Consider the following 13,263-nt stretch of genomic DNA (forward strand, 5'->3'; position numbering starts at 1 on the left):
CTACACGCAGTTGAGTTCGGGCCGGTGCGCCGTGTCTGATTCCGAACCGAAGCGCTGGGCGCTCAGGCTCGTCACGTCGATCACCGGGGTTCGCTGGAGGTAGAGATCGCGCACCACCTCGCCGACCGCGGGCCCCTGGAGGAACCCGTGACCGGAGAAGCCGGTGGCGTACAGGAATCGGCCGACCGAGGCGTCCTCGCCGATCAGCGCGTTGTGGTCCGGGGTGACCTCGTAGAGCCCGGCCCACCCCGACGCGACGCCCACATCGAGCAGCCGTGGCGCGCGGCGGCCGATCGCCTCGCTCAGCCCCGGCAGCCACGCGTCGTCGCGGTGCAGGTGGAAGCCGGGCTCCTGGTCGGGGTCGGACATGCCCATCAGCAGGCCGGGGCCCTCGCGGTGGAAGTAGAAGGTGCTCGCGAAGTCGATGGTGAACGCCAGCTCCGGCAGGCCGGGGATCGGCTCGGTGACCAGGATCTGCCGCCGCAGCGGCGTCACCGGCAGGTCCACCCCGGCCATCTCGCCCACCTGCCGCGACCAGGCGCCCGCCGCGCAGATCACCGTGTCCGTGGCGATCGGGCCCTGATCGGTGTGCACCGCGCGCACCTCACCACCGGCGGTGTCGATGCCCGTGACCGCGACGTGCGTGCGCAACCGCGCCCCGAGCCGCCGCGCGGCCGTGGCGTAGCCGAGCACGACCGACTCCGGCGTGCAGTGCCCGTCCTCCGGGGAGAACGCCGCCGCCAGCAGGTCGTCCTGCTCGATCAGCGGGGACAGCCGCCTGGCCTCGGCGACGTCGATCATCCGGCTGGGCACGCCGAGCGCGTTCTGCAAGGCCACGTTGCGCTCGAAGGCGGCCACGTCCTCCGTGCGGGACAACAGGAAGAGGTAGCCCGAGCGGTGCAGGTCGATCTCCTGCCCCGGGCGCCGCGCGAAGCGGGCGAACGCGGCGAGGCTGCGCGCGCCCAGCTCGATGTTGATCTCATCGGAGAACTGGGCGCGGACCCCACCGGCCGCCTTGCAGGTCGAGCCCGACCCCAGCTCGCCGCGCTCCAGCAGCAGGACGTCGCGCACCCCGGCCTCGGCGAGGTGGAAGGCGATGCTCGTGCCCACCACTCCGCCGCCGATGATCACCACACCCGCGGAGTCCACTTAGGACAACCGGAAGTCCAGGTCAGCGGTCACTTCGAGCACGTCCATCTGCGCCTTCTGCAACCGGCCCGAGTAGTCCCAGTTCATCGACTGCCAGCGGGTGAACTGGTCCAGCACCCACACGCCGGACTGGCGCGAGCCGTTGCCGGAGCGCCCGTTGCCGCCGAAGGGCAGGTGCGCCTCGGCGCCGGAGGTGGAGTTGTTGACGCTGACCATGCCCGCGCCGATGCCCTGGCGGAACCGGAACGCCTTCGCCGGGTCGGTGGTGTAGATCGAGCAGGACAGGCCGTAGCCGGGCAGGTTGCCCAGCTCGATCGCCTCGTCCAGCTCGCGGTAGGTCATCACGCCGACCAGCGGGCCGAAGGTCTCCTCCAGGAAGATCCGGTCGTCGGAGCGCACCCCGTCCACGATCACCGGGTGGTAGAACAGCCCAGCCTCGGGATCGCCGACGAAGTCCTTGCGCGGGTTGGCCGAGGTGATCCGGCCCGTGCCGGTGGAGCCCAGCACGCGGTGGTGCTCGCCGATCCACTCCAGGTGCCGCTCGTGGTTGTCGGCGAAGCGCTGGTTGAGCATCGGCCCGAAGAGCACGCCCTGCGCCGGGTCGCCCACGCGCGCCGCCTCGGTCGCCGCGACCAGGCGGTCCAGGAACTCCGCGTGCACCGACTCGTGCACGATCGCCGTGCCCAGCGACGTGCAGCGCTGCCCGGCGGTGCCGAACCCGGAGAACAACGCGCCCTCCACGGCCAGGTCCAGGTCCGCGTCCCCGGTGACCACCATCGGGTTCTTGCCGCCCAGTTCCAGGCACGGGGTCTGGAGGTGGCGGCCGCACAGCTCACCGATGCGCGAGCCGACCTCGCTCGACCCGGTGAACCCGACCTTGTGCACCAGCCCCATCTCCAGCGACCGCTCCAGGCCGCTGAAGGTCTCCGCCCCCTCGGCGAAGACCAGGTTCAGCACACCCTCGGGCAGGCCGCCCCTGGTGAACAGGTCGAACACCGCCTTCGCGCTGGCGGAGGCGTACTCGGCGGGCTTCCACACGACCGCGTTGCCGCACAGCAGCGCGGGCACCAGGTACCAGGAGGGCACCGCGACCGGGAAGTTCCCCGCGGTGATCACCGCCGCCACGCCGACCGGGGCGCGGAAGGTGAACAGCTGCTTGTCCGGCATCTCCGACGGCACGGTCTGCCCGTACAGGCGGCGGCCCTCGCCGAGGAAGAAGTCGCAGGTGTCGACGATCTCCTGCACCTCACCGCGCGCCTCGGCGAGCGGCTTGCCGATCTCGCGGGTCACCAGGCGGGCAAGCGCGTCGGCGTTCGCCGAGACCAGGCGGCCGATGTTGGCGATCACCTGACCACGCACCGGAGCCGGGACCCGTGCCCACTCGCGCTGCGCCGCCTTCGCCGCCTCCGCGGCCCGGACGAAGGTGCCCGAGTCGCTCAGGGAGACCTCGGCGACCAGGTCAGCGGTGTTCGCGGGGCTGGTCGAGCGGTAGACGGTGGTCCCGGTGACGGGGGTGCCCGCGACAACGGAGGCAAGACGAGACACGGATAGTCCTTCCTGGGGGCTCACCCCACCTTGGCGGTGGAGGCTGACGCGGCCAAGAGGGAGCAGACCGCGAGCTGGTGGCCTTGAGCGTAAGTTGTGCTGATGCTCAACCCGTTGCACCTGCGCACGCTGTCCGCCGTGGTCCGCACCGGGTCCTTCGCCGAGGCCGCCCGCGAGCTCGGATACACCCCATCGGCCGTCTCCCAGCAGGTCTCCGCACTCGAACGCGCGATCGGCATCCCGTTGTTCGAGCGCGCCGCGCACAGCGTCCGCACCGCCGACGCCGCCCGGTTCATCGCCGAACGCGGCGCCGAACTGCTGGCCGCGCTGGAGGGGCTGGAGGAGGAGATCGGCGCGTTCACCTCCGGGCGGCTCGGGCGGCTGCGGCTGGGCACCTTCCCGACCGCCGGTGCGCGCGTCGTGCCGCACGCCATCGCCAGCCTGACCCGCGAGCGGCCGGACGCCGAGATCCTGCTCGATGAGAACGAGCCCGACGACTGCCTGCCCGCCGTGCTGCGCGGCGACCTCGACATCGCGCTGGTCTACGCCTACGACCTGGTGCCCCGCACGTGGCCGGACGAGCTGACGGTCACGCCGCTGCTGGAGGAGACCCTGGTCGTCCTGCTGCCCACCGACCACGGCGCGGCCCGTGGCGACCGCGTGCGCCTGGAGTCCTTGCGTGAGGCCACGTGGATCGCCAGCCGCGATGGCTCAGCGGGCTCGACGTGCCTGTTGCGGTTGTGCGCCGCCCACGACTTCGTGCCGCGCATCGCCTACCGCAGCAACGACTACGACGTGGTGCAGGGCTTGGTGTCCGCGGGCGTCGGAGTCGCGTTGGTTCCCGCGTTGGGCCACCAACCGGCCAGCGACCTGCGCGCGCTCCGCCCCACCGGCGACGCCGTCCGGCGCGGCGTCCTCGCACTGCACCGCACGGCGAACACCAACCCCCTGCTGGCTCCCGCGCTCGCCGCCCTGACGGCGGCTTGTGGCGCGGTGGCCGGGGAGTTCCTCACCCCAGTGGGAGCTCAGCCCCAGGAATAGATCGACGACGCCTCGGTCGCCACGCCAGGCGATGGCATGAAAAATGGCCGCTGGGGGCCGATCCTCCCCAGCGGCCGGGTGGTGCGCGGTCGGGCGCGCTAGGTTGCCTTCCCCCGCACCCACCAACGCTTTTTCGCGGTGACGCGGACGCGGCGGCCGGCGCGCAGGGCGCGCTCGCGGCGGTAGGCGACCTCGGCCTTGACCTGTTCCTGGCTCCACATGTCCACTTCGGACCCCTTCGCTCTCGGTGTGCTCACGAGAGTCGCCGTAAGGCATGGGGCCGGACATCGGATGATCACGTGCATCGGGCCTTACGACCCCTTACATACGACCGTTCGGGCCCCCTTACCCGACACGTGAAGGGGGCCCGAACGGTCATGTTGGTGTCACGATCACGCCCCACCAATGGCGCAACGCCAGGAGGGCGCCCCTGCCGCACCCTGCTGCCGTCATCGTGACAACCGGACCGGGAAGTCCACAGTGGACTTTCCGGAACGCTTGTTGTTGAACGTGAAAGCAGCATGCGCCCGGGGCGCCGGGTTACCGAAGCGGAAACACCTGTTCGTTAGCGATTCGTGGCTGGATCACATCTCCGCGATCAGCTCCACCGCGTCGGCACGTCCAACCCGCGCTTGACCACGTCGAAGACCGGCATCGTGTCGTAGCGGCGGACGTTGTCGTCACTGAGGAACAACCGCGCGGCGACCTCCCGGCAGTGCGCGATCCCCGACGCGACGAGCACCAGCGCGTAGTCCCATTTCCCGGCGAGGGAGTAGCACTGCTGCACCTCCGGCAGCCCCCGCACCCGCTCGGTGAACCGCCGGTGGTGCTCGACGGACTCCCGCTCCAGCGCCACCAGCACCAGCGCGAACATCGTCTGCCCCAGCACGTCCGGGTCCAGCACCGCGATCTGCCGCCGCAGCAGCCCGCTCTCCCGGTACCGGGTCAGCCTGCGCTGCACCGCGCTCGGCGACAGTCCGACCGCCTCGCCCAGCTCGTGCAGCGTCCGCGACGCGTCCTCCTGGACCAGGCCGAGGAGCAGGTGGTCGATGTCGTCCAGTTGCGCCCGCACGCAAAAATTGTGCGTGGCAGCGGGCGAACTTTCAATCGCGCCCCGCCCCACCTCGATTAGCGTCCTCGATCATGAGCACCCCGGCGCTGGACCTCGCAGGCATCGAACGCGCGAGCAAGGAGATCGACCCGGTCTTCCGGGACAGCCCCCAGTTCGTCGAGGAGAGCCTCAGCGCGCGGCTCGGCCGCCAGGTGCTGGTCAAGCTGGAGACCGCCAACCCGCTGCGCTGCTTCAAAGGCCGCGGCGCCGACACCTTCGCCGCCCGCGTCTCCCCCGACGTCGAACTGGTCTGCGGCTCCGCGGGCAACTTCGGCCAGGCCCTCGGCTACGTCGGCCGGGCCAGGGGCATCCCGGTGCGCGTGCACGTCGGCGAGGACATCAACCCCGACAAGCTCGCCAGGATGCGGGCCCTCGGCGCGAACGTCGTCGTGTCCGGGCCCGACTGCGACGGCGCCAAGGACCACGCCCGCGCCTACGCCGCCGAGGCGCCCGGCAGGCTCTTCGTCGAGGAGGGCGCCGAGAGCGCGATCGCCGAGGGCAACGGCAGCATCGGCGTGGAACTGCTCGCCGCTGGCGGCTTCGACACCGTCGTGGTGCCCGTCGGCGACGGCGCGTTGATCACCGGCGTCGCGACCTGGATCAAGCACCACTCCCCGCGGACCCGCGTCGTCGGCGTGTGCGCGGCGGGCGCCCCCGCACCCGAGCGCAGCTGGCGCGCCGGTGCCGCCGTCGCGACCGACTCCGTCGACACCATCGCGGACGGCATCGCGCTGCGGCGCCCCGTGATGGACGCCGTCAACCGCATGCGCACGCTCGTCGACGACATGGTCCTGGTGAGCGAGTCGGCCCTGCTCAACGCCATGGGCCTGGCCGCGCACACCGTGGGCGTGCTCCTCGAACCCGCGGGCGCCGCGCCCCTCGCCGCGCTGACCGAGCACGAGATCCCCGGCGACCGCGTCGCGATCATCCTCACCGGCGCCAACCCCCGCCCCGAGCACGTCCGCGCCGCTCTCCTCACCACCTAGCCCGCCCCGTCGTCCCACACCCACCGCCCCCTTCCCAGGGCCCCGTCCCCCTGACACATCCCCGGCCCATCCCCAACACCCCGCTCTCCGCGCACTCCATCGCCCGCTCTCCGCCCGGCACATCTCCCCGTTCTCCGCCCACCCCAACGACCCCCTCCATCGCAGGCGTCACGAACCGGGGTTCTGCGGTCTTCAAGTCCCCCCAACCCCCGCCTGGCAGGTCGCAAACCGCAGCAAACCCAGCTCTCCCCCTGGGGTTTGCTGCGGTTTGCGACATCTGGGACCGGGGTTGGGGGTACTTGAAGACCGGCCAACCTCGCGTCATCGCCTCGAACGTCCGAGTCCGCTCCATCGCCGGATCGCCCGACGGGGGCGCGAGCGGAAGGTGCGATTCCCCGAGCAACCGGCCGAGCTCCGGCAAACCGTCGACGAGCCGTGCCCGTCGGTGATCAGGCAACCCGGACAGGTACAGGCGGACCGCGGTCACGATCGGCGCGGTGGCCAGCTCGGCGTCCCGCCCGACCAGTCGATGACCACCCACGTCTACAGCAAAGTGCCGGTTGCAGCACAGCAGCCAGGGACGCCCGAATCCTTGCCTAAAGTGCAGTTCACCGCATGGCGGTCAGGAGGGCGCGGCGGATGCGGGTGGAGCGGACGGCCTCAGGGGTGGTGCCCGCGGTGGCCGGGGGCAGGGCCGCCGCACACACGCGGGCGGCCTCGTCGGGGACGGCGGCGGCGAACAGGAGCGCGTGCTCGTGCGGAGGCAGCTCGGCGCGCGAGAGGGCCCAGCGGTAGAGCGGCAGCCAGGGCCAGTCGGGGCCGTGGCGCTCGTGCTCGCGGATGCGGATCGTGGCGAGCAGGCAGCGCCACCATTCGAGCCGGTCCTCGCTCGCGGGCAAGCGCTTGGCCAGCCAGGACTCGCGCTCGGCGGGCGTCGCGGAGCGCAGGTGGGTGACGGCCTGCTTGTTCAGGCTCGGGAACTCCTTGGCCGGACGGGGCTGGTGCGGGGCCCAGACGCGGTGGACGCGGTCGTCCTCGACGCGGATCAGGGCAGCTGACTCGGGCTGCCACCACGAGTCGCTGTCCAAGCGCCGCAACGAAAAGCCCCGGACCTCCACGGCCGCGCGCACGGGGCCGAACGGCGGCGGATCAGGTGGCGAGACGCCGAACCACGTCCCGGACCACCGATCCTGCGAGGTCCGGCGCGTCCAGTAGAAGTCCACCGACCCGTACTCGTAGGACAGCGAATTCCGGCCCCGGTTCACCACGAAACCGGAGCCCAGGATCGACTCGACCTCCTCGGGCGTGCAGTAGGCGTCAGCGCCACGCACAGTGCCCGAGATGATCACATCGACCAGGAAGTCCACCAGACCCCGTCCCGCGCTGAGGCCGCCAAGATCTAGGTTGAGGCCGCCCTGCGTTGGGTGTGGGGGCGGTTGGGGTGCATAGGTCCAGTTTACGTGGTGTGTGCGGGGGATGTGGAGGGTTTGCGGGGGGATGGGCTAGAGCAGGCGGAGCTGGGTGGGCTTGCGGCGCGGTGGATTCGCCTCGCCGAATCGCTCCAGTACTGCGGAGTTCAGGTCGGCCAGGAACGGTGACGGCGGCATGGGGCGGGAGGTGCCCTGGCGGACGCGTTGCGCGGCGTGGCTGAGGTAGAGGTGCCGCTGCGCGCGGGTCATGCCGACGAAGAACAGCCGCCGCTCCTCGTTCTCCTCCTCCGGGTCCGGTTCGGCGCCCGGCCACCGCATCGGCAGCAGGCCGTCCTCGCAGCCGACCACGAACACCACCGGGAACTCCAGGCCCTTCGCGGCGTGCAGGGTCAGCAGCGCCACCAGGTCGGCCTTCGGGTCCCACGTGTCGACCTCGGCGCCCAGGGCGATCTCGGTGCGGAAGCGCTCCAGGTCGTCACCGCAGCGCCGCGCCAACGGGGCGAGCAGGTCGATCGCGGCGTGCGTCTCCGGCGTCGCGGCTTGGTGAATCCGCTCAAGAACGCTGCCGGAGGTGCCCTCGAAGTGCAGTTCGCGGACGATCTCGCGGACCCCGGGCCGGTCGGCGAGGCGGTCGTGGGAGCGCTTCTGGAACGGCACGCCCGCCCTGGTCAGCGCCTCCATGATCGCTTTGGCCTGGGCGTCGGTGCGGTAGAGCACGGCGAAGTCGGCGAAGCCCAGGCCCTGGGTGCCGTCGCCGGTGACGCGGCCGCTGTCGAGGGAGTGGAACGACGAGCCGCCGAGCAGCTGGTCGATCGTGCGCGCCACGAACGCGGCCTCGCCGTGCTCGTCGGTCGCGTGGTGCAGGCCGATCAGCGCGGGCTCCGGGTGGTGGCCCGACGCCGTCAGCTCGCGGCCGGGCACGAGCGTGGTCGGGGTGATGGCCTGCACCGCCCCGGCCAGGATGTGCGGGCCGGAGCGGTAGTTGCGGGTCAGCCGCACGGTGCGCGCGCCGGGGTAGTCCTCCTGGAACCGCAGGAAGAACCCGACGTCGGCGCCGCGGAAGCGGTAGATCGCCTGGTCCGGGTCGCCGATCGCGGTCAGGTTGCCGTTCTCCGGGGCGAGCAGCCGCAGCAGCCGGTACTGGGTCTCGTCCACGTCCTGGTACTCGTCGACGGAGATCCACTGGAAGCGCTCGCGGTAGTGCGCGGCAACCTCTGGCGAAGACTCCAGCAGCCGCACCGGCACCGTGATCAGGTCGTCGAAGTCCACCAGGTCCTTCGCGCGCAACGCCTCGGTGTAGCGATCGGAGAGCTCCGCGTCCGACGACAACGACGACAAAGCGCGCTTCGCCGACTCCTCGCCCACCAGTTCGGCCAGCACGGTCAGCTGCGCGGCCTCGTCGGCGATGCCGAAGCGCGAGGTCAGGCCGACGCGAGCGTGCTGCTCGCGCAGAATCCGCACGCCGAGGGCGTGGAAGGTCGCGATCGTCAGCTTCGGCGCGTGCTCCGGGACGAGCGCGGCGAGGCGTTCGGCCATCTCCTCGGCGGCGCGGCGGGTGAACGTGATCGCCAGGCACCGCTGCGCCGGAACGCCGCACGCCGTCACGAGATGGGCGATCTTGTGGGTCAGCGTGCGGGTCTTGCCCGTGCCCGGACCGGCGATGATCAGCGACGGCCCCTCGGTCAGCTCCGCGGCCGCGTGCTGGTCCGGGTCGAGCCCGCCCAGCAGCGTGCCGTCGACCGGAGCCGGACGCGCGGGCTCCTCGACAAGAGGACCCGGGGCGGGCGCCGCGTACACCTTCGGCGCGGGAGCGGGCTCGGGGGCGATGTCCACGTCGAACAGGCTCAACGTGGCCTTGGACTTGGCGCGGTGCAGCTCCCCCGGCTCGAACAGCTTGATCACGCCGTACTCGCCGTCGTAGCCGGAGTCGCGGATCACCTCGCCGCGGCGCAGCCTGCCGATCGCCTCGCCGACCAGGGTCGAGGACGCGGCCAGGTCGTCGAGCGGCACATCGTCCAAAATGGACAGTTCGGGCCCGTGCGCCGCGGTCAGCGCCGCGACCTCGGCCTGCACCTTCTTGCTCTTGGGCCCCACGCCGAGGATCTCGCCCATGATCTCCGGCAGCGGGATCAGGTTGCGGAAGCCCGCCGCGCCCTCGGGACGCGTGCCGTAGGGCCGGTCGGCCAGCTCGGAGATCCGGTTGAGCACGCCCACGGTCAGCGGCTTGCGGCACTCCGGGCAGATCGCGTTGTGCTCTCGGGTCTGTTCCGGCTCCATCCGCACGTCGCACTTGCGGTGCCCGTCGAGGTGGTACTTGCCCTCCTCGGGGAAGAACTCCACGGTGCCGCCGAAGCCGTCGCCGGTCTCCAGGGCGCGGCGGATCGCGAAGTAGTCCATGCCGGTCTCGAAGACCGTGGCCTCGCGGCCGAGCATCGGCGGGGAGTGCGCGTCGGAGTTGCTGACCAGCCGGTACCGGTCGAGCCCGGAGACCTGCCAGTTCATCGCCGGATCGCTGGAGAGGCCGGTCTCCACGGCGAAGATGTGGTCGGCCAGGTCCGCGTAGCAGTCGGCGATCGCGTCGAACCCGGACTTCGAGCCGAGTGCGGCGAACCACGGCGTCCAGATGTGCGCGGGCACCAGGTACCCGCCGGAACCGCTGGAGAGCGTGATCTCCAGCAGGTCGCGGGAGTCCAGGCCGAGGATGGGCCGCCCGTCCGAGCCGAGGTTGCCGATCCGGCCCAGCCGCGCGTTGAACTCCGCGGCCGACTCGAAGTCCGGCATGTAGATGAGGTGGTGCACCTTGCGGGTGCGGTCGCCGCGCTTGTAGATCGTGGAGATCTCCACCGAGAGCATGTAGCGGACCTCGCCGCCGGTGCAGCTCGGCGGCACGGTGCGGCGGATGTCGCGGTCCATCTCCTCGCGCATCCGGAACAGCCCCGGCTCGGCGGGCACCAGGCACTCGCGCAGGTGCTCGAACCACGCGGGATGGGTGAAGTCACCCGTCCCGACGAGGGAGATCCCCTTGAGGCGGGCGTACTTGGTCAGGTGGTGCAGGTCGCAGTTGCGGCTGCACGCCCTGGAGTACTTGGAATGGATGTGCAGATCGGCGTAGAAGCGCACGGGGCGTGATCTTTGCACGGCCCCCTGACAGCCTCGCGCACTGGCAGGATCTGGCCCATGACACAGGAATCCCGGTCCCTGGTCGGCCCGGTGCTGATCAGCTCCCGCACCTTTGGCAACTACCTGGACCAGTTCGCCGTCACCGAGGCGGAGCTGCTGGCCGGGCTGGTGCTGGACTGCCCGGGTGGCGCCAGCGAGTTCGCCGCCGAGCTGCGGGCGCGCGGCGGCCGGGCCGTCAGCGTGGACCCGTCCTACGAGCTCCCCGTCGACACCCTCGCCGAGCGGATCGACGCGGGCCGGACGCAGGCCACCGAGTGGGCCAGGACGCAGCCTGACCGGTTCTTCTTCGACGAGAACGGTGTCTGGGAGCACTCGCCGGTGTGGGAGCGGTCGGCCCGGACGTTCCTCGCCGACTTCGCCCGGGACAAGGCCGAAGGCACCGGCCACTACCGCGCGGCGCTGCTGCCCGAGCTTCCCTTCGCCGACGACAGCTTCGCGCTGGCGGTCTCGGGGTTCCTGCTGTTCACCTACGCCGACCAGTTCGACTACGCGTTCCACCTCGCGGCGGTCCGGGAGCTGCTGCGGGTGGCCACCGAGGTCCGGCTGCACCCGCTCAACGACTCCTCCGGCGCGCCCTACGAGGACCTGGAGCGGTTGCTGGCCGACCTCGACGGCGTCTCCGCGCGGGTGCTCACGGTCCCGGGCACGACCGACCCGGGCGAGAACCAGACCCTGGTGCTAGCACCACAGCTGTAGCGGAGCAGGTGTGGTGCTCACACCGGGAAACCTGCCTGACGGAGGAGTCTGCGCAGGTAATCGGTGATGTCGGCGGGCTTGGGCGGGCCCGGCTCCAGAAGCAGGTACTGGATCACGGCGCCCGACATCATGTCGAGCAGCACGTCGACATCGGTCTCCGGCGGGAGCAGACCGGCGGTCTGGGATTGCAGCAGAGCGGCGCGGGCCCGCAGGCGACGCGGCAGGACGTGGTGGTTCCAGTAGGCCGCCAGCAGCCCGGGGTGATCGGGGCCCGCGCCCAGCAGCCGCGCCGACAGAGCCCGGTACTTCGGGTCGGCCAGCACCTCCCCCCACTGCGGCAGCAGCGTTTCGAGCACGTCCGGCAACGCCTCGGCCGAAGGAGCCGCGGAGGCGTCGGGGATGTCTTCCCGAGCGGCTTCGATCGCCTGTGCGAGCAGGTCTTCCTTGGACTTCCACCGCCGGTAGACGGTCACCTTGGCCACGCCCGCGCGCTTGGCGATCCCTTCCATGCTCGTCTGGTCGACACCGCGTTCGACGAGCATGTCGACGGCGGCGCGCAGGATCGCCGCGTCGGCCTGGGGGTCACGCGGCCGTCCAGGTCCCTCGCGACGTGGTTTCTCCGTGGTCACGCGCCCATCCTGGCGTGCAGCGTGTCGGCGAACCATCGGCGCAGTTCCATCGGGTCGTCGCCGCGCCACGCGAGGTGCCCGTCAGGCCGGATGAGCAGCGGCGATCCGGACAGGTCGTCGGCGAACAAGACGGTGACGTGCTCGCGAGCGGCACCCAGGAGCGCGTCGGCGTCGGTGCCGGGCCGGGCGAGGAGCGCCCACGCCGGGAGCAGTTCGTCGTGCAACCGGGTCGGACTGCCATCAGCGCGGGTGCAGTCGCGGTCGGGGACGCGGTCGCCGGGCCGGGGCGAGCCGCCACGGCCGCCGAGCGGCCCCTTCCGGTAGCTCACCCAGAGCTGCGAGGCGGTGCGGCTGGCTTTCGCCTGCACCGCTGATGAGTTGAGCAGCGGGATGAAGATCCGATCGCGCACGAACCGCGCCGCCGCGCTGTCCCCGACGAGGATCTTGGTGTTGTTCGTGGTGGTGCGCAGCACCTCGGTGGCCAGGGGGCGGCGCTCCGCGGTGTAGGTGTCGAGCAGCTCCTCGTTCGCCAGGCCGCGCACCACCAGCGCGAGCTTCCACGCGAGGTTCTCGGCGTCACCGATGCCGGTGTTCATGCCTTGGCCGCCGATCGGGCTGTGGATGTGCGCGGCGTCCCCGGCGAGCAGGACCCGCCCGCGGCGGTAGTCCGTCGCGAGCCTGCGGTGGATGCGGAACACCGAGGTCCACACCGCCTCACGGATGCGCACGCCGGTCTCCCCGGCACGCTCGGGCAGCAGGCGCTCGAAGTGCGCCACGATGTCGGCGGGGCTCAGGCGCTGGTCAGCCACGGGCACGTCGGCCATGAGGCGCCACAGGTTCTCGCCGCGCATGGGAATCGCCAGCAGCAACCCGTCGCGGTGGTAGAACCCCGCCGACATGGTGCGGTCCCGATCCCAGTCGGCGAGGACGTCGGCCAGGAGGAACTGCTCGACCACCGAAGCGCCGGGGAACTCGATCCCGGCCAGCTCGCGCACCCTGCTGCGGGCGCCGTCGCAGCCCACGAGCCAGCCGACCCGGGCCGGTGTCGCCTCCGCGAACTCGACCGTCACGCCGTCGTCGTCCTGGCTCGCGGCGGTCACCTCCGTGCCCCACTCGACCTCGACTCCAAGCTCACTCAGCCGACGCCGCAGCTGCTCCTCGATCTGGGCCTGGGAGACGAACAGCGCCTGCACGGACTCCGTGGTGTCCGGGGCGAAGCGCATGGTCGCGATCGGCCGTGACCGCACGTGCATCCGCATTCCGACCGGTGCCAGCGACCGTTCCCGGAGATCACCGAGCGCGCCCACGCGTCGGAGCACTTCCACGCCGCGCGCGTGCAGGATGTTCGCCCGAGACGTCACTGCCGGTCCGGCGGCGCGATCGACCACTCGCACCGCCACCCCGTGCGCGGCCAACCCGCACGCCAGCGTCAGCCCCGTCGGTCCCGCGCCCACGACCAGCACCTGCTCCATCGCGTCTCCTCGATTTGAATACGT

The 13,263-nt window shown here is 71.4% G+C and carries 11 protein-coding genes; 3 read left to right on the forward strand and 8 right to left on the reverse strand.

What is annotated here, in order from left to right:
- Both NLX83_RS27230 and NLX83_RS27235 read right to left on the reverse strand, forming a co-directional pair.
- Positions 1-1,149: an NAD(P)/FAD-dependent oxidoreductase gene (locus tag NLX83_RS27230; protein ID WP_254238026.1), complete on the reverse strand. Its 1,149-nt coding sequence runs from the start codon at positions 1,147-1,149 to the stop codon at positions 1-3.
- Complete coding sequence (locus tag NLX83_RS27235; RefSeq protein WP_254238027.1) at positions 1,150-2,694, reverse strand: aldehyde dehydrogenase family protein; 1,545 nt, start codon at positions 2,692-2,694, stop codon at positions 1,150-1,152. It abuts the gene before it with no gap.
- A 102-nt stretch (positions 2,695-2,796) separates the two neighbouring features.
- Between NLX83_RS27235 and NLX83_RS27240 the strand changes: the two genes are divergently transcribed.
- A complete protein-coding gene (locus NLX83_RS27240; RefSeq protein WP_254238028.1) occupies positions 2,797-3,735 on the forward strand; it encodes a LysR family transcriptional regulator in 939 nt (312 codons plus the stop codon).
- Between the two features lie 98 nt (positions 3,736-3,833).
- On the opposite strand, the gene NLX83_RS27245 is transcribed toward NLX83_RS27240, so the two are convergent.
- Both NLX83_RS27245 and NLX83_RS27250 read right to left on the reverse strand, forming a co-directional pair.
- Positions 3,834-3,992: a hypothetical protein gene (locus NLX83_RS27245; protein ID WP_254238029.1), complete on the reverse strand. Its 159-nt coding sequence runs from the start codon at positions 3,990-3,992 to the stop codon at positions 3,834-3,836.
- A gap of 341 nt (positions 3,993-4,333) precedes the next feature.
- Positions 4,334-4,807, reverse strand: a complete 474-nt coding sequence (locus NLX83_RS27250) for an Lrp/AsnC family transcriptional regulator (protein ID WP_254238030.1) — start codon at positions 4,805-4,807, stop codon at positions 4,334-4,336.
- 71 nt (positions 4,808-4,878) lie between these two features.
- Between NLX83_RS27250 and NLX83_RS27255 the strand changes: the two genes are divergently transcribed.
- Positions 4,879-5,832: a threonine ammonia-lyase gene (locus NLX83_RS27255; RefSeq protein ID WP_254238031.1), complete on the forward strand. Its 954-nt coding sequence runs from the start codon at positions 4,879-4,881 to the stop codon at positions 5,830-5,832.
- A 608-nt stretch (positions 5,833-6,440) separates the two neighbouring features.
- Here NLX83_RS27255 and NLX83_RS27260 read toward each other — a convergent pair.
- Together NLX83_RS27260 and NLX83_RS27265 are read right to left on the reverse strand one after the other, a co-directional pair.
- Positions 6,441-7,199 carry a hypothetical protein gene (locus tag NLX83_RS27260; RefSeq protein ID WP_254238032.1) on the reverse strand — a complete coding sequence of 253 codons (759 nt, stop codon included), beginning with the start codon at positions 7,197-7,199 and terminating at the stop codon, positions 6,441-6,443.
- Positions 7,200-7,334: 135 nt separating this feature from the next.
- On the reverse strand, positions 7,335-10,382 hold the full coding sequence (locus NLX83_RS27265) for a UvrD-helicase domain-containing protein (protein WP_254238033.1): 3,048 nt from the start codon (positions 10,380-10,382) through the stop codon (positions 7,335-7,337).
- 57 nt (positions 10,383-10,439) lie between these two features.
- Here NLX83_RS27265 and NLX83_RS27270 point away from each other — a divergent pair, with 57 nt between their 5' ends.
- A complete protein-coding gene (locus NLX83_RS27270; RefSeq protein WP_254238034.1) occupies positions 10,440-11,138 on the forward strand; it encodes a hypothetical protein in 699 nt (232 codons plus the stop codon).
- Between the two features lie 17 nt (positions 11,139-11,155).
- Here the strand turns inward: NLX83_RS27270 and NLX83_RS27275 are convergent, their stop codons facing one another.
- Positions 11,156-11,767, reverse strand: a complete 612-nt coding sequence (locus tag NLX83_RS27275; protein WP_254238035.1) for a TetR/AcrR family transcriptional regulator — start codon at positions 11,765-11,767, stop codon at positions 11,156-11,158.
- Positions 11,764-13,239, reverse strand: a complete 1,476-nt coding sequence (locus NLX83_RS27280; RefSeq protein WP_254238036.1) for an FAD-dependent monooxygenase — start codon at positions 13,237-13,239, stop codon at positions 11,764-11,766. Before NLX83_RS27280 ends, NLX83_RS27275 begins: the two co-directional genes overlap by 4 nt.
- Positions 13,240-13,263 lie beyond the last annotated feature (24 nt).

Source organism: Allokutzneria sp. A3M-2-11 16 (assembly GCF_024213555.1).
Classification (GTDB): Bacteria; Actinomycetota; Actinomycetes; order Mycobacteriales; family Pseudonocardiaceae; genus Allokutzneria.